The sequence below is a fragment of the Acidithiobacillus sp. TH-A117 genome, from assembly GCF_057473465.1.
Window position 1 is genome coordinate 1 of sequence record NZ_JBYCKQ010000011.1, and the last position, 19014, is coordinate 19014.

Here is a 19014-nt window from a genome sequence, read left to right on the forward strand (position 1 = left end):
TGAGGAGCCTTAGGAGCGGCCAATTTGGAAGTTGTCTGGAATGCGCGTAAAAATCATCAGATAACGCGGCCAATGGTCAAAATCATAAAATTTGTACTTTCTCAAGGAGTGACGTTAAAAACTGACATTATGTGACGTTATATGGCGGCGATTGGTGTCATAGCGGGCAGGATTTATATTATATCATGCTGATTTTTAACTATTAACGCGGATTGAAACAGACCAATCCTGACTCCCGTATCTGCCCTCCGAAGCCGAAGGTCACTGGTTCGAATCCAGTACTGCGCACCAATAAAATCAATGTATTACATGATGACTGGCTGCGTGCCGGTTTTTTTGTGCCCAAATGGTGCCCATTTTGTGCCCAAAATGTGCCCACGCATTGAGGATTCTATCCAAACAATAGCTAGTTTTGACCATTAGCTCTCGTGCCCTCCTCGAAAATCGATAAATTTCATCGAAAAACAATGAAATCTACTGAACAATTCAGGGATTATCGCTATCGGGACCATCTATATACTCAAAAATATCGCCAACGCCACATTTGAAGAGCTTGCAGAGCTTGTCCATGGTGTCCATATCCACTCTAACTGAGGTACCCTGAATCCCGTGGGCAGCCCAGATTGGTGGCAACCTGGATTATGATCATCGCGGAAATGTGGAGGTCCGCCATGAAACCATCGATGTCGAGCCGATAGTCAAAGCTATGGTGGCCGCTTGAAACGGGACTGTCCACTATTGTCAGGACACCTCAAGCCTGAGCCCATGGTCATTCATGACTGGACGGTCTTCGCTCATCCACTGTTCCTGGTGCAGATCGAAGGGCTGGCGCAGCAGGTCGAGACCCTGAAGCAGAATGTCACTGGTTCGAATCCAGTACTGCGCACCAATAAAATCAATGTATTACAAGATGACTGGCTGCGTGCCGGTTTTTTTGTGCCCAAATGGTGCCCATGTGCTGTTTGGTTCACGGCAATTGGTGCGCATGGTTTCTGTATCAATCCCCTTCTTCGGCTTTCCCGGAAATGTGCAGAGTTTGGCCATCACGTCACGCTGGATCAAGAATGCTAGTTACCCGGTTGATAATCTCGCGCGTGGTTTGTTGGTCTAGTGTTTCAACGTACTGCACATCACCCGCTCTGGCGTGCAGGTCGAAGGTACGCATCTGGTTGCAGACGGCCACACCCGTCGTGTCGTGCCCCGCGATGGCCACGATCAATCCGTTCAGTCTGGCATGATTGCCCCCACTGTTAATTGGCACGCAAGTCACCAAACCCAGCTTATTGATTTCGGTGGGCGTGATGACCACGAACCGGTGCCGATCCCGGATTTCGTTTCCTGCCGTTGGATTGGGATTAATCCAGTACACGTCACCAGGGGATGGGATCTTCCGTCCGATCAAATCAACTCCCTCCCGGTGGGAGCACCCTCCCTGGCCCAGACGGTGTCTTCCGCGAGGTCAAGCATGTCTTGCTCGGTGACACCAGCAAATAATTCTCTCAAGCTATAGCGCCGTCGCTCACCGCGTGCTGGCCGCATAATGAGCATGTGTTGGGAAACCTCGATACCCAATTCCTCGCCAATGCCAGCATCCAATTGCCTTAATACCTCTGCGGGGAGCGTAACGACAGCAGCGCCACCTTGCTTGCGAATCTTTGTGATTAACATAGCAGAAAGCTCCTTTTTAACCTGATCCACCAAAGCATGTAATAATTTAACAGGAGTGCTACTTTTGTGCAACCTGACGCAGCTTCCCTTTCCGATGATTATACCAATGAACCCATTCCAGTGTGGCGATTTCTACGACTGACCAGTTTTTCCAGGAGCCCACTCCAGCGGGTGGCAGATACGCTAAAGGGACCCAAGCGGGGAACTTGACTGGATATCTATTGCACTAAGTGGTGTGCGCTGCCGATGAGAAGCGTGTTCCGCACCCGAACTTTCACGTGCTGGATGCGAAAAGCAGAACTGACAGATGATGCCCTGTGCGATGCCGTCTCCGAGATGGCCCAAGGACTCGTCGATGCAGACCTGGGCGGCCATGTGGTGAAAAAGCGGGTCGCCCTGCCCGGACAGGGCAAGCGTGGCGGAGCCAGGTGCCATCGTGGCTACCAAGATGGCGGATCGCTGGTTTCTTCCTCTTACTGGATTTGGCAAGAACGAACGTGCCAATATCGACAAGGATGAGCTGAAAGTGTTCCAGGAGGTGGCGAAGGAACTGAGGTGGGCTGGATTTTGAGGACGCCCCATTGGGCTTTGCGGGCAAGCATTTTACCCGCGAGGATGACCGTAAGGACTACGGGGAGGTCCGCCTTATCACGGCGGGCCTGTTGTGGGGGCGGATGGTGGTTATGGTCTGGACGCCGTGTAACGTCGATGATCACATGGCAACGGCCGCCACGCCAGCCGTAAGTAAAAACCGCATTGACATGGTAATGCGACTGCATTACCATTCAGGCGTCAACCCAGATCCACAGGAGACTGCCATGGCCGCGACCCTCGAAGTCGAATCCACACTCACCGATCGCTACCAGACCACGGTGCCAGAAACCGTGCGTCGTGCCCTCAAGCTGGGCAAGCGCGACAAGATCCACTACACCATTCGCCCCAGCGGAGAGGTGGTGCTGACGCGCGTTGAAGCATTGGACGGTGACGACCCGGTGCTTAGTCAGTTCCTCCGCTTCCTGGCCGCTGACATCACTCGCCATCCCGAGCGGCTGCAAGTTGTGGATGCTGGCCTCGTCCAACGCATCCAGGCGCTGGTCGGCGGCGTCGATGTCGATCTCGATGCCGCTCTGTCGGAAGACGATGAATGAGCAGGGAAGCCTGAGCCCTTGGTCATTCATGGCTGGACGGTCTTCGCTCATCCACTGTTCCTGGCGCAGATCGAAGGGCTGGCGCAGCAGGTCGAGACTCTGAAGCAGAAGGACCCGGCCGGGTACGTAAAAAAGAACGCCAGCAAACGGCTGGCCGCGATCACCAAGCTGGCGTTCGACGTCATCCCGCAAGACCCGACGCGACCGGAGTACCGCCAGGGTAGGACGCTCGGTGACGATTACAAGCACTGGTTTCGGGCCAAGTTCTTCCAGCAGTACCGACTATTCTTCCGCTACCACGCCCCAAGCAAGGTGATCGTCTACGCATGGGTGAATGACGAAGACACCAAACGCGCTTATGAAAGCAGCGATGACGCCTACCAGGTGTTTCGCAAGATGCTGGAAAGCGGGTATCCGCCTGATGACGGGGATCAACTCCTGGCTGAGGCGCAAAAAGAATCGCAACGGCTGCAGGAATCATTGGCATGTCACGACGACCATATCCCGAGTGTCTGACGCCTGGAGACGCCTGACCCGACGTTTTTTCCGTACCGCCTGATGCTCAGTCAGGACACCTCAGATCGGCAGAGGCCGCATTACCGGCCCGCCGTTTGTTACCCGTTCTTACACCAATCCGGGATGGGTTAACGATCGCGGGCGCCCACCTTTCTTGCCATTCTCACGAGATGCAGCCGCCTTTGCGAGCGTTCTCAAGCTACCGTTATAAGAAGCCGTTACCGTTCTTGCCGCTTCCAGCAGCGGTTGGCTCGCGGCCATCAGTCCGGCGATAGAAACGTGCAAATCGCGATCATTGAGGCATAACGCACTGCCAGCAAAACATAAACTCAGTTGCTGGAGTTCCTTCTCCGTGAGCCCGGTAAGCTCAGCATAGTTCTCTACGGGCAGAACGATGGCTGTCTGGTCACCAAAGGTGATCATCAGCGCACGCTTGTCCGGCAGATAGTGCAAGGAGAGGGCATGAATGTTCCCCCTATGGCGACTTCGCCCTAAAGCCACAGCCCGCTGCAACACTTCGGGCGTCACCGCTTCGTCAAAACCATTTTTTGCTTGAATCGTCATAATTGGATCTCCAAGGGCAAGGGGGCGCCTGCCAAATGCAAAACCGTCATATTTCGCACGTCATCAAAACGACCGGATACAATCTGAACTGTACCAGGGTGCGCGCCTTTTGGGATTACCGCTGTTTGAGCAGTGGTGTCCCAAAGTAAATTCTCCAGACAGAGGGTTTGGCGACTCTGCCACCAGAGTTTCCGGGCGCGGTGCAGGTTCTCGGCCCTCTTTATCGTTTGTCGAATCTCTTCCAGCAGCCCTGCGGAAGGTGATTCTTGGGTAGGCATCACATCCCACAGACGTACCCCGTTGTGCCAGAAGCTGAATTCAAAGCGTGCATTCCAATCACTTGTTCCAACATGCACATGCGGTGGGCAGTGCTCATTGCGCGTCAAAACGGCAATCAATAACCCGCGATGTGTGCAGACTTTCATAGGAAAACTATAACCTATCAGACGGGTTTTTCAACAGCCATTAACCCCAAAAGGTATTTTTGCCAACAAAGTATGAATCGGACTGACTCGGAGCTTGCGGGTCTATCCCAACAAGGGTACCCAAAGTGAAATACCCTGAAACCCGGGGACACTCCAGATAGGAGGCCAACCTAGATTATGATCATCGCGGAAATGTGGTGGTCCGCCATGAGGCCATCGAAGTGGAGCAGATGAGCGAAGATATGATAGCGCGACGGGAATGCGTATACTATTCTTTGTGAGACATGACTACACTGACCATACGGCTGGATGACGAACTAGACGCGGTATTAACCCGCATGACAGCAAGTGCGCACCGCAGTAAAAGTGATGTGGTGCGCGAGATGCTGCGCAGGTAGGCTGCGCTGAATGAACTCAATCGTTCGCGTGCTTTGCTCAAGCCCTACGCAGAACGCGCTGGTTATTTGAGCGATGAAGACTTTTTCCGTGATTTTTCATGAAGGTTTTTGTCGACACTAATGTCTGGCTTGCCGGACGTTTCGGGCGTGGGCTGTGCGCCGATTTGCTAAATATCTTGGCGTGCGATGAGCGTCTGGTCATCATGCTCGATCCCAGAATACATGCGGAGTTTAGGCGAATTGCACGGGATAAGTTTGCAGTGGATGCACAGGCTCTGGTAGAAGCCGATATTTTTTTCATCGCTATGCCTGGATCGTGGCAGAAGCAGAGCAGCCGAGCCCTGGCATTCCTGACCCCGATGATGCCTGGATTATCGCGGCAGCTTTGGCCGCAGGTGCAGATTGGTCTGTCACCGGCGACAAAGCGCTGCTGGCGCTGGGTATGGTCGAAAATTTATCCATCGTAGACCCGCGCAAGGCCTATATGAAGTTACGTGGTTTGGCATAGTGCATGCTTTGTATTTGAGTATTGCCACTGCCGTGAGGAGCCTTAGGAGCGGCCAATTTGGAAGTTGTCTGGAATGCGCTTAAAAATCATCAGATAATGCGGCCAATGGTCAAAATCATAAAATTTGTACTTTCTCAAGGGTTGACGTTAAAAACTGACATCATGTGACGTTACATGGCGACAACGGTGTCATATCGGGCAGAAATTTATATTATATGGTACTGATTTTGAACTATTAACGTGGATTTAAACAGACCAATCCTGACTCCCGTATCTGCCCTCCGAAGCGCCTGCTGTCCGGCGCCCGGCGCCTGAGCTTTCCCCACAATGATCTGGCAGCCCTGGATGCCCTGTTGCGCCAGCAGCGCCGTCAGGCCGAGCGGGTCCTCATCGTGGTAGAAGGCATGTACAGCATGGATGGTGATTTTCCCGACCTGCCCCGGCTCATCGCCCTGAAAAAACAGCATCAGGTTTGGCTGATGGTGGATGAAGCCCATTCCTTCGGGGTGATGGGGGCTAGAGGCCGGGGGATTGCCGAGCATTTTCATGTCGATCCCCACGAAGTCGATATCTGGATGGGTACCCTGAGCAAAACCCTGGCTTCCTGTGGGGGATATATCGCCGGGGAACAGGCCCTGATTGACAATCTCCGCTATCTGGCGCCGGGTTTTCTCTACAGCGTGGGTCTGGCCCCGCCCCTGGCCGCCGCCGCCCTTGCCGCACTGAATATCCTCCAACAGGAACCGGAGCGGGTCAGCACTTTGCAAGAACGGGGTCGCTATTTTCTGGAAGTTGCCCGGCAACTACAGATGGACACCGGCCTGAGTAGCGGGTATGCCATTACCCCGCTGATTGTCGGCAGCTCCCTGCAGGCGGTGCGGCTGTCTGCCGCCCTGCTGGAGCAGGGAGTGCATGTGCAGCCCATCCTCTATCCAGCGGTTCCGGAAAAACAGGCGCGTCTCCGCTTTTTTCTGAACGTCGAACATACGCCTGAAGATCTGCACTACAGCCTGAGCGCCCTGAAAACCCATATTTCCTAGGAGAACCAGCCTATCAGCATCGCATCAGAAAAAATGCCGGCCGAGTTATATGCCCTCGGATTTTCGGCCTGGAAACAGGGGCCATTGCGGGCGTTTCTGCCGGAGAGTCGCCTGCATTTTATCCGCCATGTACATCAGGCTCCGGCGGGGGCGACCCTGCTGCTCTGGGGCACGCAGAAGGCTCCGGCGGATCATCCCGTCATTCGGGTGGAGGATGGCTTTCTACGCTCCATCGGCCTGGGTGCGGATCTGATTGCGCCTCTATCTTACTGTTTTGACCACAGTGGCCTGTATTACGATGCCAGCCAGCCTTCGGACCTGGAACAAATCCTCGCCACCCATGATTTTGATGCCCCCCTGCTGGATCGGGCCCGGGCCTTGCGGGCGCAAATCGTGACCCTGGGACTCACCAAATACAATGTGGGGCAGGGTAACTGGCATCGGCCAGCAGACCGTAACTCTCCGGCAAACGCGCCAGCCTCCACGGCATCGGCAATGCCCCCGCCAATCTCCGTCATTCTTGTGCCCGGCCAGGTGGAAAGTGACGCCAGCATCGCCCTGGGCAGTGCCGCTACCCGGAGTAATCTGAACCTGCTCCGCCAGGTGCGGGAGCGGCATCCCGACGCCTACATCGTCTATAAACCCCACCCGGATGTCCGCGCCGGACTGCGTCAAGCAGGTGCTCAGGAAACCAAGGCCCAGCAGTTCTGTGACGAAGTGGTCGAAGATGTCAGCATGCATCAGTTGCTGACCCAGGTCGATCAGGTGCATGTCATGACCTCTGCAGCCGGGTTTGAGGCATTACTGCGCAATATTCCCGTGACCTGTTACGGCAGTCCCTTTTATGCGGGCTGGGGCCTGACCACAGACCGGCAGCCCATTCCCCGGCGGCAGCGCAAGCTCAGTCTGGATGCCCTGGTCGCTGCCGCATTGATTCTCTACCCCCGCTACATTTATCCCCGGCAACAGCGCCTCTGTAGTCCTGAAGCAGCAGTCAGCGCATTGCATGCCCAGCGTCATGGCAGCAGCGACTATCATCTGCCCATCTGGCGCAAGGCGTTTCGCTTGCTGCTGCGTCAGGTGGTGGGGGTGCGATGAAAAATTTCCTGTTCCTGCAAGGCGTGGCCAGCCCGTTTTTTGCGCGGCTGGCAGATCGCCTGCTGCAGCGCGGCCATTCAGTGCAAAAGATCCAGTTCTGCGGCGGTGACCTGGTGTACTGGTTCCCGCGCAAGGCGACCCGTTTTCATGGTCGGCCGGATCAGCTTCCAGACTTTCTAGAGGCGCATCTGCGCCGTGAGCATATCACCGATGTGGTCCTCTTCGGTGATCAGCGTCCGGTGCATCTGGCCGTCCATCCCCTCGCCAAGAGCCTGGGCATTAGGGTGCATGTGTTTGAAGAAGGCTATTTGCGGCCCTACTGGCTGACCCTGGAACGTGGCGGCGTCAATGGTCACTCCCAGCTTCCCAAGGACCCGGACTGGTATCGGGAGGTGGTCAAACGCGTGCCCATCCCCGATAGCAGTCAGCCCTTTCTGGGCAAGTTCCGCATGCGCGCTCTTCATGATGTGCTCTACCACAGTGGCGATATTCTCAATCCGATCGCCTTTCGCCATTATCGCCACCATGCCCCGGTGCATCCGGTGCGCGAATATTTCTGGTATGTACGGCGCTATCCCAAGGTACGCCGCCGCCTCAACAGCGACCTGGCGCGCAACTATCAATTCATCGAAAGGGGGCAGCCCTTTTTCCTGTTGCCCCTGCAGCTCTACAGCGACAGTCAGATCACCTGCCATTCGGCGTTTTGCGACACCTATGACTTCATCCGCCAAAGCCTCGATTCTTTCCAGCAGTATGCGGATAAAAGCCTGCATCTGGTGGTCAAAAATCATCCCCTGGACCCCGGCATTCTACCCTACGAAGAATTTGTGCAGAACTTGGCCCTGAAACTCGGCATGGCCGATCGCGTTCACTATTATGATTACGGGAATCTTGAATTGTTCCTGGAACATTGTGCCGGTGTGGTGACCATCAACAGCACCGTCGGCACCTGGGCGCTGAAGGTGGGCAAGCCGGTGATCACCCTCGCCAACCCGGTGTACAATGTCCCCGGTCTTACCAGCCAGCAAAGTCTGGCAGAATTCTGGCAAGCCCCACAGTCTCCCGACCCGGACCTCTGGTCGGCGTTTCGCCGGGTGCTGATTCATACGACCCAGATCAACGGCGGATTTTATTGCGATACCGGCATCCATCTGGCTCTGGATACGGCGGTCGAACGCCTCACATTATCACAGTCCCCCATAGAGGAACTCTTATGTCGCAACGATCTCCGCAAACCATCCTCCTTACCGGAGCGACCAGCGCCATTGGTGCCGCCCTCGTCACCGCTTATGCGCAATCCGGCGTAACCCTGCATCTGCATGGCCGCAATCGGGATAAACTCAACAAGATCGTCGAGGCTGCTCAACAGCAGGGGGCCACAGTCACCCAGCGCAGTTTTGATGTGCGTGACAGCGCCGCGTTACGGGCCTGGGTGGCGGATTGCGAAAAAGAAGGCCCTCTGGACCTGGTCATCGCCAATGCCGGGATGAACATCAATACCGGCCCCGATGAGTCCGGCGAAGTCTGGGAAGAAGCTGAAGCCCTGATGGCCGTCAATCTGCAGGCAACCCGGGTGCTGGTAGATGCCGTCCTGCCCGCCATGCGCCAGCGCCATGCCGGACAGATCGCGCTGATGAGTTCTCTGGCGGGCTACTTCGGGCTGCCCGTCACCCCCAGCTACTGCGCGTCCAAGGCGGCCATCAAGGCCTATGGCGAAGCCCTGCGCGGTTGGCTGGCCAAGGAAGGCACCGAGGTCACGGTCATCATGCCCGGTTATGTGGATTCGGCCATGTGCCGGGAAATGCCCGGCCCCAAGCCTTTTCTGATGCAGCCCCCGCGTGCCGCCACGCTCATTCGCAACGGTCTGGCCCGGAACAAGGCGCGTATCAGTTTTCCCTTCCCGCTCAATTTTGGCACCTGGTGGCTGGCGGTGTTGCCCGCCAGTATCTCTATCTGGATTGTCGGCCTGATGGGCTACAGTGGGCACCATGACTGAAATCATCTGGCCCTGCTGTCTGGGCATCGGCGGCCTGGCTTCCCTGGCGGTCGAGGCGCTGGTTCATCCCTGCCCGCGATTGACAGGACGCAAGCTATGGACCTATCTGATTCACGGGGGTCTATGGCTACTGCTGTTTACCCTCTTGCTGCTGGTGGTGCAGCGCCCGATTTTTGCCGCCCTGGCTGCCCTGGGGATCTGGCTGGCGGTGGTGCTGGTGGGTAATGCCAAGGAAGCCAGCCTCCGCGAACCCTTTGTATTCATGGATTTTGAATACTTCACCGATGCCATCAAGCATCCCCGCCTGTATTTGCCCTTTCTGGGCTTGTGGCGAGCCATCGCCCTGGGTTTCATTGCGGTAGCGGTCATTGCTGCCGCCCTCTGGGCCGAAGCTCCCATCACCGCACACATGCCCTGGCTGCTGTTTCTGAAATATAATTGCCTCGCCTTGCTGGTCGCCGCAGGATTGCTCTGGATCGGCACCCGCTGGTCCGACGCCCCCAGCCTCCAGCCCGGCAAAGATATTCGCGACATGGGTTTTGCTCCCAGCCTTTGGCAATATGGCTGGGCCGAGCGGGCGCCCATTGTCGTACCTGCCGCCCGGCCTTTTGGGCCGCTCTCTGAACCCTGTACTGTTGATCAGCAGCGTACGCGCCTCGAAAGTCTTCCGGCGTCGGACCTCTCCAATGACCCGGCATCCGGCCATCTGGTCATCGTGCAAAGTGAATCGTTTTTTGATATCCGCCGCCTCTGGCCGCAGGTCGCCCCGGAAGTATTCAAGGATTTTGACGCAGCCGCGCAGCATTGCGTGCAAAGCGGGCAAATTCGCGTGCCGCCTTGGGGGGCCAATACCATCCGCACCGAATTCAGCCTGCTGACGGGATGGTCACCGGCCAGTCTAGGCATTCATCAGTTCCAGCCCTACCGCTTTCTAGCCCGCCGGCCTCTGCCCAGCCTCGCCTGGCGGCTCAAGGCCCGGGGTTATCGCACGCTGTGCATTCATCCCTATCCCTCCAGTTTTTATGCCCGCAATACCATTTATCCGCTCTTGGGTTTTGACCAGTTTATCGATGTGGCCGACTTTACACCGGAAGACCGCAGCGGCCCCTACACCGGCGATCTGGCCGTAGCCAGCAAGACCCTGAAAATCCTCCAGGACGCCACTCAGCCGACCTTTGTATTCATCATCACCATGGAAAATCACGGCCCCCTGCATCTGGAAAGCATCAGCGCCGAAGAAAAGAAAATCCTGCTTCTCCAGGAACCTCCGGTCAGTGCTGATGACCTCGCCATTTACCTGCGTCACGTCCGCAACGCAGGGGCCATGCTCCGGCAGTTCATGGATGAATTGCCTAAACTGGCGCGCCCCAGTGTGCTCGGCTTTTACGGCGATCATGTCCCCATTCTGGAAAAGCTCTACGCCGAACAGCAGTTTACCGATGGCCGCACCGACTACTGGCTCTGGTCCTCCCGCTACCCCGAGGCCACACCCCGACACCTGGAAATCGCCGTCGAAGAGCTGGGGGTGCGGGCGCTGGAGATTGCCTGCCGCACCTGACGGGACTAAACTGGGCTCATTATATTTCTGCATGGAGGAGGTAGCCATGCCAATCATCAACATGCACGAAGCCAAAACCCAGCTTTCCCGCTATGTGGATCAGGCCGCCTCTGGAGAGGAAATCATTATAGCCAGGGCAGGTAAACCGGTTGCCCGCCTGGTTTCCTTGAATGAGTCAGCAAAACCTCGTGTTTTAGGGCTCGGGAAAGGCCGTTTCACTTTGCCAAAAAATCTGGATCAGATGCTCCAGACGGAAATTGAAACTATTGATACCCGCCAGCAAGACAGCAAACCGGCTCGACTCCGCCCACATCCTGAAGTTATTGCTGTCGATTCAGAAAATATCGTCCATCTGGATTAGTCTTCAGAATTTCAGGACGCGTAAGTATATTGGCTTATTATATTTCACAAAATATTCACAAGTGATGAATTATGTCCACGGTGACCAAAGATACCCTTTTGCACATTCGTTGTGATAAAAGCACCCGTCGTTTGCTTGATAAAGCAGCGGCCTACAGGCAAGTGAGTGTATCTGAATTCGTGTTGAGAGACGCTGTTGCCCATGCGCAGTCTGTTGTGCGCGCGCATGAATCCACGACCTTGTCGCAAGACGATTACGCGGCGTTTCTGGAGGCGCTGGATACACCAGAATCGGCCACCCCTGCGTTGCAGCGCGCTTTCCAGTGCGCTTTCCAGCGCCATGTCCAGCATGTAACACCCTGAATGGTTTACACTATCCGTCCGCTGGACAGTGCTGCGCGGACTCTGGATGCTGCCGCGCAATCGCTTTATCCCGTTAACCCCAGTTAAGCAAGAATGATGGGGTGGGTTTATCGCTGGCGGACGGTCTGCGGAGTGGACAACTTATGCTGCTGTTCAAGACGTTCTGACAACCAAATTTTGATAATGGATTGACGGGTTACACCTAAACGGCTGGCTTCTTTGTCAAGTGATTCGATCATCCAGTTAGGAAAGTCTACATTCACCCTTTTTTGTTTTTGTAGGGGGCGGTGCGCCTTGACCATGTTCAACGCTCCACTTACATCCAGGCCGTTGTCAAAGTCCATATCAAATTTCTTTGCTTTCATACAGGTTGACCTCCTCAGTACGTGCATGACGAACAGAGATGATTCGGATGCGTTTGTTGTGGTATGTGATGACTGCTGACCAGTGGTTGCCTTTGATTTTGCCTATGACCATGGACCGTGGTTCATCTACTGTTTTTGCAGGAATTTCAATCAAGTCCTGATCATTCCAGAGTGCTTGTGCCTGAACAAAATCAATCCCATGTTTTTGCAGGTTGCTCAAGCTTTTCTGTTCGTCAAATTCAAAAGAAATCATGGTATAGAAAATATACCTTTATTAACTGTTCGGCAACATCTGCTGCCGACTCCATACGTAGCCATCATAAACTTGCGTTATCGGCTATATTTCAGGCAAGATGACCCGAACAAAAATGCTTTGGTCATCCACCGCAGATTTAACCGCAAATGAGGAAACAGATGATGCGCATCGTACCCGTCATTCTTTCCGGTGGCACCGGTTCCCGCCTCTGGCCCTTGTCGCGCAAGTCTTTCCCCAAGCCCTTTGTGACCCTGCCCGATGGCGAAAGTCTCATCCAGAAAACCCTGCGCCGGGTCATTGACATCAAAGGCGATGCTCCGCTGCTGACCGTCACCAACCGCGATTACTACTTTCTGACCCGCGACACCTTTGCCGAATGCGCCCGGATTCACGGTCAGACGGTCCATAATGTCCACTACCTGCTCGAACCCGCCGGACGCAACACCACCCCCGCCATGGCCGCCGCTGCCCTCTGGGCACAGGAAGTCGCCGGGCCGGACAGCATTCTGCTGGTGCTGCCCTCCGATCATCTGATCCAGGACCAGTCCCAATTTGCCGAAGCCGTCCAAAAGGCAGCGGATCTCGCCCAGCAAGGCTATCTGGTCACCTTTGGCATCACGCCGACTGCGCCGGAAACTGGCTACGGCTACATCCAGAAGGGGACTGCTCTGGAAGGCGGCTATCAGGTCGCCCGCTTTGTCGAAAAACCCGATCAATCTACCGCCCAGGATTACCTCGACAGCGGCCATTATCTCTGGAACTCGGGCATGTTCTGCATGCGCGCCGATAGTCTGCTCAGTGCCCTGCAACAATATGCCCCGGAAGTGCTGGAAGCGGTGCAAAGCGCCATGGACGGTGCCAGCCGCAACGGCGACACCTGGGAACTGGGCAGTGCCTTCAAGGAGGCGCCGGATATTTCCATTGACTATGCGGTCATGGAAAAAGCCCCCAATGTGGCCGTGGTCGAAGCAGGCTTTGACTGGAATGATCTGGGTGCCTGGAGTGGCTACGGTTCCCTGATTGCCAAGGATGCCGACGGCAACCAGGTCCACGCCCCCGATTGTGTGCTGGTGGACACCCAAAACTGCGTGGTGCAAAGCCCCGACCGCCTCACCGCCGTCCTCGGCCTGCAAGACATTCTGATTGTGGACACCCCCGATGCCCTGCTGGTGGCCGACCGCAGTCGCGATCAGGAAGTCAAAACCATTGTCGAGCGCCTCAAATCCCGCAAACACAGCACTGTTGATCTGCACACCACCGTCCACCGCCCCTGGGGCACCTACACCACCCTGGAAGAAGGCGAACATTTCAAAATCAAGCGCATTGTCGTCAAAAAGGGCGAAAAGCTTTCTCTGCAGATGCACCACCACCGCAGCGAACACTGGATTGTGGTGTCCGGCACCGCCCGCATCGTCAACGGCCACGAAGAAAAGCTCATCATGACCAATCAGTCCACCTATATTCCTGCAGGCTGTCATCATCGACTGGAAAATCCCGGCATGATCGATCTGGTGCTCATCGAAGTGCAAAGCGGTGCTTACCTGGGCGAAGACGATATTGTCCGTTTTGATGACATCTATGGTCGCGCTGAGGCGCTAACTGCCCCTACAGCCTGAATCTGAACATTCCCATACACAGGAACCCGCTGCGTGCTGAAGCCCCTCTATACTCGTATTAAAAACGCCATAGCCAACGGCTTTACAGTCGGCTGTCAAGGCGCTAAATTGTGTACTAGACACATAACTGGTACATATTATGCGCACCAATATAGAAATCGATGACCAATTAATGAGCGATGCTCTCCGGCTGACCGGCTTGAAGACCAAGAAAGAGACTGTGGAAATGGGCTTGCGCACGTTGTTGAGGCTACGGCAACAAGAACAACTGCGCCGTTTCCGGGGCAAGCTGCCCTGGGACGGTGACCTGAATGCCATGAGAAGCGACCAGTGATTGTGGTCGATTCCAGCGTTTGGGTTGATTTTTTCAGAGGCACTACAACCCCGCAAAGCGAGCGGCTTGACAGCCTGTTGAGCAGCGAGCCGCTGGGGCTGGGGGATCTGATTCTGGCAGAGGTTCTGCAGGGCTTTCGCAGTGAGAAAGACTTCAATTTGGCCAGAAAGCTGCTGACCTCGTTGGATATCATAGTGCTTGGTGGGAAGGATATTGCCCTGCAAGCAGCCCGAAACTTTCGGGCGTTGAGGACGCAAGGGGTGACGATTCGAAAAACCATCGATACGATCATCGCCACGCGCTGCATCGAAGATGATTTATCGCTGCTCTACAGTGACAGGGATTTTGAGCCTTTTGTAGAGCATCTTGGCTTGCGCTCCGCGATGGCGGAATGCTGATGTTGGTTAATTATTGCAATTTTACACAGGAACCCGCTGCGTGCTGAAGTCCCTCTGGAACCGCATCAAAAACCTCAACAAGCTGTTCATCTGGATCGTTTTGGTTCCTACGGGCCTGTCTATCCTGTACTTCGGTCTGATTGCATCACCTATCTATATCAGCGAAGCCCGCTTTGTGGTGTACAGCCCCAACCAGCGAGTCAGCAGCAGTGGGCTAGCCTCTTTGCTCAGTAACCTGGGGGGCAGCAATTCCACCAGTGCCGCGCAAACCATCAGCTCTTTCATTGCCTCCTGGGACGGCATGATGGCCGTCAATAAGCTCTATCCTCTCAAGCAGATTTACGGGAACAGCGAGATTGATATATTCAACCGCTTCGGCGGGGTGTTTTATCCCTATACCTCCTATGTGCGCTTATAGCGCTACTACCAGAGCATGGTGGCGGATACCCTGGATAGTACCAATGGTATCAGTGAGCTCAAGGTGCGGGCCTATACCGCCAAAGATGCCCAGAAAATCAATGATTTTCTTCTGAAGAAAAGTCAGGACATTGTCAACCAGCTCAACGCCACCGCCCGCAGCCGGGCGGTATTTTATGCCAAGCAGGATGTTGAACAGGCCAAACGCTCCCTGCGCGATGCGACTCTGGCGCTGGCGGAATACCGCAATAACCACCGGGTGTTCAGCCCGCCCGCGCAAAGCAGCCTGCAGTTGGGCATGGTCAGCCGCTTGCAGGATCAGCTCATCACCCAACAGACCGAACTGTCCTCCATCATGGCCCATGCGCCCGCCAACCCGCAGATACCGGTCCTGAAAAGCAGCATACAGGCTCTGCAGAGGCAGATCGCCGCCGAACAGGCCAAGGTTACCGGCGACCGCCAATCTCTGGCCAGCAAGGACATTGAATTCGAGCGCCTGACCGTCAACCAGCTCCTCGCCCAAAAACTCCTGGAAGCTGCCGTCACCTCCCTGGAACAGGCGCGGATGACCGCCCAGAAACGGGAACTCTATCTGGAAACCATCAGCCGCCCCAACCTGCCCGATGCGCCCCAGGAGCCCAAGCGCTTTGAGGATATTCTGGCGGTACTGATTGTCTCGCTCATGATCTGGGGGGTGCTGAGCATTCTCTACGCCGGCATCAAGGAGCACCATGAACGCTAAGGCCGGTCAGGAAACCTTCTGGTATCAGCTCCGCCTGCAACTGCGGGTAATCTGGGCGCTGATGCTGCGGGAAACGGTCACGCGCTTTGGTCGCGAAGGGCTGGGAATGCTGTGGATGATTGCCGAGCCTGCCATGTTTGTGGTGGGGGTGATGATTATTTTTTCGTTTATAGAAGGTAATTATCCTTACGGAATAAGTCCTGCAGAATATATGGCTGTCAGTTATCCAACCTTGTTATTTTGGCGCAACGGTACAGGACGTGTTACTAAAGCCATTGAAGTGAACCGATCTCTTTTGCATCATCAGCCTATACGCCCTATGGATATTATTTATTCGCGAATATTACTAGAATTTTCTAGCGCTATGGGTGTTTTTTTATTTCTTTTTCCAGTTTTAATTGTGCTGGGTATTTGTCATATACCTGCTAACATTCTCACAATGGAGTTGGGCTATTTACTGGTTATCTGGTTTTCTTTTGGTTTTGTGCTCATCATGGCTGCACTTGCAGAGCTAAGCGAAACAATCGAAAAGGTGTCGCATATCATTCTCTACCTAATGCTGCCTTTTAGTGGTATATTTCTTCCGACATTTATTGTTCCTGAACCTTACCGTAGTTATTTGTTATATTTTCCGTTGATTGATGCGGTAGATTATTTTCATCACGGCTATTTTGGTTCTTCTGTGCCCAGTTACTACCACTTAGGTTACACTATTGCTGCGCTGATTGGTATCACCTTATTTGGCATAGCCATTTCCGGGCTAGCTATTAGTAAACTGAAGTTTCACTGAATTTCACATTTTGCTGATCGCCAAACCTCAAGCCACCATACGCATGAGCACCTTGGTGAATGATTTATGGAGGGGTTGGCAGAGATGAGGCCAAAGCCCCAGAAAATGGTCGGAGAGTGCTTCGTCCGCGATGAGTCTACGGACGTCGGAGAAGGCAAAACTGGTCCGGCCTTTGACGATATGGCGGCGCTCGGGGTTAGCCTCGATGCGCTCCGCGTAGATCCAGGTCAGCGTCGTGGCCAGCAGGCAGAAATGGAGGTGGTTCGTGACCGCATCGGCGGTACGGATCTGGCTGCGGGCACTGCCGATTTCCTGTTTGATTTCTTTGAAGCCCGCCTCGATCTTCCAGCGGGCGCCATAGTATTCGATGATCTGGGTGACCGAGAGGGTCAGGTCTGTGGTGAAGAAGGCCACCCACTGAGTCTTGCGGAAGACCCAGACGACCCGCGCTGGGCAGCGCAGGTTTTTGAGCATAAAGACCTGATCGTAGGCGAGTACCTCGCGCTGTTTGCCGTAGAGCATGACCGAGACCCTCTGCGCCTGGTCCCGGAAAGGCGCGGCCAGCGCCGTCACCGAGCCGCAGCGGTCTCCATATTTGCGGGGCCGCCCTTTGGCGGGCTGGGCGGCGTCATTCGGTTCCGCGTACAGGGCATTGCCCAATCGGCAGATGAAGTTGGTTCAGGCTTGGGTTGAGTTGCACCAGGATGATTTGATGGCGGATTGGTATCTGGCCAGCACCGGCCAGACGCCTTTCAAGATCGACCCATTGCACTGAGGTGACCATTATGACGCCCGATGTGATCAAAGTTGAAGCAAAGCCGGATTTTGTTTTGGAAGCAGAGTTTGAAACGGGAGAGATCCGGCGTTTCGATATGCGTCCTTACCTTGACTATCCTGCTTATTCGCCCCTGAAAGAGCCGGGGGCATTTATGCGCGCTCATGTGGAAAATGGTGTCGTTGTCTGGACCGATGAAATTGATCTTTCCCCTGATACTTTGTACCTCAAGGGGGTCTCTCCGAAGGGGGAAAGAACCCTTTTGCATGCTCAACAGCCAGGCGGGCAGCGCGGAGGTTCAGAATGAATCGAATCACGCAAGCCCCACGCATTCTGCTCTTGGGGGCCGACGGTCAGGTCGGTTGGGAACTGCGCCGTGCCCTGCTGCCCTTGGGCGAGGTGCGGGCCATGAATCGCGCCCAGGCCGATCTGACCGATCTCGATGGCCTGCGGGCGCTGCTGCAACAAGAGCGGCCCAAGTTCATCGTCAACGCCGCCGCCTACACCTCAGTGGACAAGGCCGAGAGCGAGTCCGACCTTGCTCGGCGCATCAACGCCGACGCCCCGCAAGTGCTGGCCGACCATGCCGCCCAGACTGGGGCCTGGCTGCTGCACTACTCCACCGACTATGTATTCGACGGCACCAAACCTGCGCCCTACACCGAGGGCGATGCTCCCAATCCCCAAAGCGTTTACGGCCAAAGCAAGCTCGCGGGTGAACAGGCCATCGCCACCGCCGACTATCCGCTGCCAGCCCCGCGGCCGGCGAACTCCCGGCTGGACTGCAGCAAACTGCAAAGCACCTTTGGCCTGTATCTGCCGCACTGGCAAACCCAGGTGCAACGATTGATCGAGGAACTTCCGCTATGATCACCCCTATGACCACAGCCCGCAAAGGCCTCATCCTCGCCGGCGGCTCCGGCACCCGGCTCTACCCCGTCACCCAGGCGGTCAGCAAGCAACTGCTGCCGGTGTATGACAAACCCATGATCTACTATCCCCTGAGTACCTTGATGCTCGTGGGCATCCGCGATGTGCTCATCATCTCTACACCCCAGGACACCCCGCGTTTCAGCCAATTATTGGGCGATGGCAGCCAGTGGGGTCTGAATCTGCAATATGCTGTGCAGCCCAGTCCCAACGGGCTGGCTGAAGCTTTTGTCATAGGCCGCGATTTCATCGGCAACGCGCCCAGCAGTCTGGTGCTGGGCGACAACCTCTTCTGGGGCCATGATCTGCAAGCCTCGCTCAAAGAGGCCCATGCCCAGCGCGAGGGTGCCACGGTCTACGCCTACCATGTCCACGACCCCGAACGCTACGGCGTGGTGGCCTTCGATGCCACCGGCCGCGCCATGAGTATCGAAGAAAAACCCGCCCAGCCCAAAAGCAGCTTCGCCGTTACCGGCCTGTATTTTTACGATAATCAGGTGGTGGACATCGCCGCCAACCTTCAGCCCTCGCCGCGCGGCGAACTGGAAATCACCGACGTCAACCGGGTTTATCTGGAGCAGGGCCAGTTGCAGGTGCAGACCCTGGGGCGCGGTTTTGCCTGGCTGGACACCGGCACTCATGAAAGCCTGCTCGAAGCGGGGCAGTTTATCGCCACCATCGAAAAGCGGCAGGGCTTGAAAATCGCCTGCCCCGAAGAAATCGCCTGACACGCTGGCTGGATTGATGCG

At 55.5% G+C, this 19014-nt stretch carries 31 protein-coding genes and 1 pseudogene; 24 read left to right on the forward strand and 8 right to left on the reverse strand.

Translation table 11 applies throughout. The features are described 5' to 3' along the window. Positions 1 to 486: 486 nt before the first annotated feature. Positions 487 to 633: a helix-turn-helix domain-containing protein gene (locus AC2VLR_RS01730; protein ID WP_486880586.1), complete on the reverse strand. Its 147-nt coding sequence runs from the start codon at positions 631 to 633 to the stop codon at positions 487 to 489. Between the two features lie 132 nt (positions 634 to 765). Between AC2VLR_RS01730 and AC2VLR_RS01735 the strand changes: the two genes are divergently transcribed. Continuing rightward, on the forward strand, positions 766 to 1071 hold the full coding sequence (locus tag AC2VLR_RS01735; RefSeq protein WP_486880587.1) for a hypothetical protein: 306 nt from the start codon (positions 766 to 768) through the stop codon (positions 1069 to 1071). On the opposite strand, the gene mazF is transcribed toward AC2VLR_RS01735, so the two are convergent. Together mazF and AC2VLR_RS01745 are read right to left on the reverse strand one after the other, a co-directional pair. Continuing rightward, complete coding sequence (mazF, locus tag AC2VLR_RS01740; RefSeq protein ID WP_486880588.1) at positions 1049 to 1402, reverse strand: type II toxin-antitoxin system toxin MazF; 354 nt, start codon at positions 1400 to 1402, stop codon at positions 1049 to 1051. The two genes, AC2VLR_RS01735 and mazF, sit on opposite strands and share 23 nt — an antisense overlap. Continuing rightward, entirely contained in the window at positions 1399 to 1668 is a 270-nt protein-coding gene (locus AC2VLR_RS01745; protein WP_486880589.1) for an AbrB/MazE/SpoVT family DNA-binding domain-containing protein, read from the reverse strand. The genes mazF and AC2VLR_RS01745 overlap by 4 nt, the downstream gene beginning before the upstream one ends. 246 nt (positions 1669 to 1914) lie before the next feature. Between AC2VLR_RS01745 and AC2VLR_RS01750 the strand changes: the two are divergent. The 4 genes and pseudogenes from AC2VLR_RS01750 to AC2VLR_RS01765 all read left to right on the forward strand — a co-directional run. Continuing rightward, positions 1915 to 2085: pseudogene (locus AC2VLR_RS01750) on the forward strand (type II toxin-antitoxin system RelE/ParE family toxin); the annotation flags it as partial. 19 nt (positions 2086 to 2104) lie between these two features. Next, positions 2105 to 2239, forward strand: a complete 135-nt coding sequence (locus tag AC2VLR_RS01755) for a hypothetical protein (protein WP_486880590.1) — start codon at positions 2105 to 2107, stop codon at positions 2237 to 2239. 247 nt (positions 2240 to 2486) lie between these two features. Further along, the gene (locus AC2VLR_RS01760) at positions 2487 to 2816 is read left to right on the forward strand and encodes a type II toxin-antitoxin system PrlF family antitoxin (protein WP_486880591.1); all 330 of its coding nucleotides are present in this window, start codon (positions 2487 to 2489) and stop codon (positions 2814 to 2816) included. A gap of 18 nt (positions 2817 to 2834) precedes the next feature. Then, on the forward strand, positions 2835 to 3332 hold the full coding sequence (locus tag AC2VLR_RS01765; protein WP_486880592.1) for a type II toxin-antitoxin system YhaV family toxin: 498 nt from the start codon (positions 2835 to 2837) through the stop codon (positions 3330 to 3332). A gap of 108 nt (positions 3333 to 3440) precedes the next feature. Here AC2VLR_RS01765 and AC2VLR_RS01770 read toward each other — a convergent pair whose 3' ends face one another. Further along, positions 3441 to 3896, reverse strand: coding sequence for a DUF2442 domain-containing protein (locus AC2VLR_RS01770; RefSeq protein WP_486880593.1), 456 nt, complete (start codon positions 3894 to 3896; stop codon positions 3441 to 3443). Beyond that, on the reverse strand, positions 3893 to 4321 hold the full coding sequence (locus AC2VLR_RS01775; RefSeq protein WP_486880594.1) for a hypothetical protein: 429 nt from the start codon (positions 4319 to 4321) through the stop codon (positions 3893 to 3895). The genes AC2VLR_RS01770 and AC2VLR_RS01775 overlap by 4 nt, the downstream gene beginning before the upstream one ends. A 284-nt stretch (positions 4322 to 4605) precedes the next feature. Between AC2VLR_RS01775 and AC2VLR_RS01780 the strand changes: the two genes are divergently transcribed. From AC2VLR_RS01780 to AC2VLR_RS01820, 9 genes are all read left to right on the forward strand, one after another. Continuing rightward, a complete protein-coding gene (locus AC2VLR_RS01780) occupies positions 4606 to 4719 on the forward strand; it encodes a ribbon-helix-helix protein, CopG family (protein WP_486880595.1) in 114 nt (37 codons plus the stop codon). Positions 4720 to 5035: 316 nt separating this feature from the next. Next, entirely contained in the window at positions 5036 to 5227 is a 192-nt protein-coding gene (locus AC2VLR_RS01785) for a hypothetical protein (protein ID WP_486880596.1), read from the forward strand. A gap of 293 nt (positions 5228 to 5520) precedes the next feature. Continuing rightward, on the forward strand, positions 5521 to 6267 hold the full coding sequence (locus tag AC2VLR_RS01790; RefSeq protein WP_486880709.1) for an aminotransferase class I/II-fold pyridoxal phosphate-dependent enzyme: 747 nt from the start codon (positions 5521 to 5523) through the stop codon (positions 6265 to 6267). 33 nt (positions 6268 to 6300) lie between these two features. Next, on the forward strand, positions 6301 to 7365 hold the full coding sequence (locus tag AC2VLR_RS01795) for a capsular polysaccharide export protein, LipB/KpsS family (RefSeq protein WP_486880597.1): 1065 nt from the start codon (positions 6301 to 6303) through the stop codon (positions 7363 to 7365). Next, a complete protein-coding gene (locus tag AC2VLR_RS01800; protein ID WP_486880598.1) occupies positions 7362 to 8672 on the forward strand; it encodes a capsule biosynthesis protein in 1311 nt (436 codons plus the stop codon). Before AC2VLR_RS01795 ends, AC2VLR_RS01800 begins: the two co-directional genes overlap by 4 nt. Beyond that, positions 8579 to 9361, forward strand: a complete 783-nt coding sequence (locus tag AC2VLR_RS01805) for an SDR family NAD(P)-dependent oxidoreductase (protein ID WP_486880599.1) — start codon at positions 8579 to 8581, stop codon at positions 9359 to 9361. The genes AC2VLR_RS01800 and AC2VLR_RS01805 overlap by 94 nt, the downstream gene beginning before the upstream one ends. Continuing rightward, a complete protein-coding gene (locus tag AC2VLR_RS01810) occupies positions 9354 to 10919 on the forward strand; it encodes an LTA synthase family protein (RefSeq protein ID WP_486880600.1) in 1566 nt (521 codons plus the stop codon). The genes AC2VLR_RS01805 and AC2VLR_RS01810 overlap by 8 nt, the downstream gene beginning before the upstream one ends. Positions 10920 to 10965: 46 nt before the next feature. Continuing rightward, the gene (locus AC2VLR_RS01815; RefSeq protein ID WP_486880601.1) at positions 10966 to 11280 is read left to right on the forward strand and encodes a type II toxin-antitoxin system Phd/YefM family antitoxin; all 315 of its coding nucleotides are present in this window, start codon (positions 10966 to 10968) and stop codon (positions 11278 to 11280) included. A 71-nt stretch (positions 11281 to 11351) separates the two neighbouring features. Then, complete coding sequence (locus AC2VLR_RS01820; protein WP_486880602.1) at positions 11352 to 11642, forward strand: type II toxin-antitoxin system TacA family antitoxin; 291 nt, start codon at positions 11352 to 11354, stop codon at positions 11640 to 11642. A gap of 107 nt (positions 11643 to 11749) precedes the next feature. On the opposite strand, the gene brnA is transcribed toward AC2VLR_RS01820, so the two are convergent. Then, positions 11750 to 12007: a type II toxin-antitoxin system BrnA family antitoxin gene (gene brnA, locus AC2VLR_RS01825; RefSeq protein ID WP_486880603.1), complete on the reverse strand. Its 258-nt coding sequence runs from the start codon at positions 12005 to 12007 to the stop codon at positions 11750 to 11752. Beyond that, on the reverse strand, positions 11988 to 12260 hold the full coding sequence (locus AC2VLR_RS01830) for a BrnT family toxin (RefSeq protein ID WP_486880604.1): 273 nt from the start codon (positions 12258 to 12260) through the stop codon (positions 11988 to 11990). The genes brnA and AC2VLR_RS01830 overlap by 20 nt, the downstream gene beginning before the upstream one ends. 164 nt (positions 12261 to 12424) lie before the next feature. Here AC2VLR_RS01830 and AC2VLR_RS01835 point away from each other — a divergent pair, with 164 nt between their 5' ends. The 6 genes from AC2VLR_RS01835 (at position 12425) to AC2VLR_RS01860 (ending at position 16560) form a co-directional block, all read left to right on the forward strand. Next, positions 12425 to 13879, forward strand: coding sequence for a mannose-1-phosphate guanylyltransferase/mannose-6-phosphate isomerase (locus tag AC2VLR_RS01835; protein WP_486880710.1), 1455 nt, complete (start codon positions 12425 to 12427; stop codon positions 13877 to 13879). Positions 13880 to 14018: 139 nt separating this feature from the next. Continuing rightward, the gene (locus tag AC2VLR_RS01840; RefSeq protein ID WP_215843053.1) at positions 14019 to 14213 is read left to right on the forward strand and encodes a type II toxin-antitoxin system VapB family antitoxin; all 195 of its coding nucleotides are present in this window, start codon (positions 14019 to 14021) and stop codon (positions 14211 to 14213) included. Then, on the forward strand, positions 14210 to 14611 hold the full coding sequence (gene vapC / locus AC2VLR_RS01845; protein WP_486880605.1) for a type II toxin-antitoxin system VapC family toxin: 402 nt from the start codon (positions 14210 to 14212) through the stop codon (positions 14609 to 14611). Before AC2VLR_RS01840 ends, vapC begins: the two co-directional genes overlap by 4 nt. Before the next feature lie 40 nt (positions 14612 to 14651). Further along, entirely contained in the window at positions 14652 to 15029 is a 378-nt protein-coding gene (locus AC2VLR_RS01850; RefSeq protein WP_486880606.1) for a hypothetical protein, read from the forward strand. A 15-nt stretch (positions 15030 to 15044) separates the two neighbouring features. Beyond that, positions 15045 to 15770, forward strand: a complete 726-nt coding sequence (locus tag AC2VLR_RS01855; protein WP_486880607.1) for a KpsE/RkpR family capsule polysaccharide export protein — start codon at positions 15045 to 15047, stop codon at positions 15768 to 15770. Further along, positions 15760 to 16560 (forward strand): ABC transporter permease, encoded by an 801-nt coding sequence (locus AC2VLR_RS01860; RefSeq protein ID WP_486880608.1) that lies wholly within the window; start codon positions 15760 to 15762, stop codon positions 16558 to 16560. The genes AC2VLR_RS01855 and AC2VLR_RS01860 overlap by 11 nt, the downstream gene beginning before the upstream one ends. Before the next feature lie 27 nt (positions 16561 to 16587). On the opposite strand, the gene AC2VLR_RS01865 is transcribed toward AC2VLR_RS01860, so the two are convergent. Continuing rightward, the gene (locus AC2VLR_RS01865; RefSeq protein ID WP_486880609.1) at positions 16588 to 17133 is read right to left on the reverse strand and encodes a transposase; all 546 of its coding nucleotides are present in this window, start codon (positions 17131 to 17133) and stop codon (positions 16588 to 16590) included. Between AC2VLR_RS01865 and AC2VLR_RS01870 the strand changes: the two genes are divergently transcribed. From AC2VLR_RS01870 to rfbA, 4 genes are read left to right on the forward strand one after another with little or no spacing between them, the layout of a single operon-like run. Further along, the gene (locus AC2VLR_RS01870) at positions 17081 to 17335 is read left to right on the forward strand and encodes a DUF4160 domain-containing protein (protein ID WP_486880610.1); all 255 of its coding nucleotides are present in this window, start codon (positions 17081 to 17083) and stop codon (positions 17333 to 17335) included. The genes AC2VLR_RS01865 and AC2VLR_RS01870 overlap by 53 nt on opposite strands. Positions 17336 to 17345: 10 nt before the next feature. Beyond that, on the forward strand, positions 17346 to 17642 hold the full coding sequence (locus tag AC2VLR_RS01875; protein WP_486880611.1) for a DUF2442 domain-containing protein: 297 nt from the start codon (positions 17346 to 17348) through the stop codon (positions 17640 to 17642). Further along, positions 17639 to 18205 carry an SDR family oxidoreductase gene (locus tag AC2VLR_RS01880; protein WP_486880612.1) on the forward strand — a complete coding sequence of 189 codons (567 nt, stop codon included), beginning with the start codon at positions 17639 to 17641 and terminating at the stop codon, positions 18203 to 18205. Before AC2VLR_RS01875 ends, AC2VLR_RS01880 begins: the two co-directional genes overlap by 4 nt. Then, positions 18202 to 18993 carry a glucose-1-phosphate thymidylyltransferase RfbA gene (rfbA, locus tag AC2VLR_RS01885; protein ID WP_486880613.1) on the forward strand — a complete coding sequence of 264 codons (792 nt, stop codon included), beginning with the start codon at positions 18202 to 18204 and terminating at the stop codon, positions 18991 to 18993. Before AC2VLR_RS01880 ends, rfbA begins: the two co-directional genes overlap by 4 nt. Positions 18994 to 19014 lie beyond the last annotated feature (21 nt).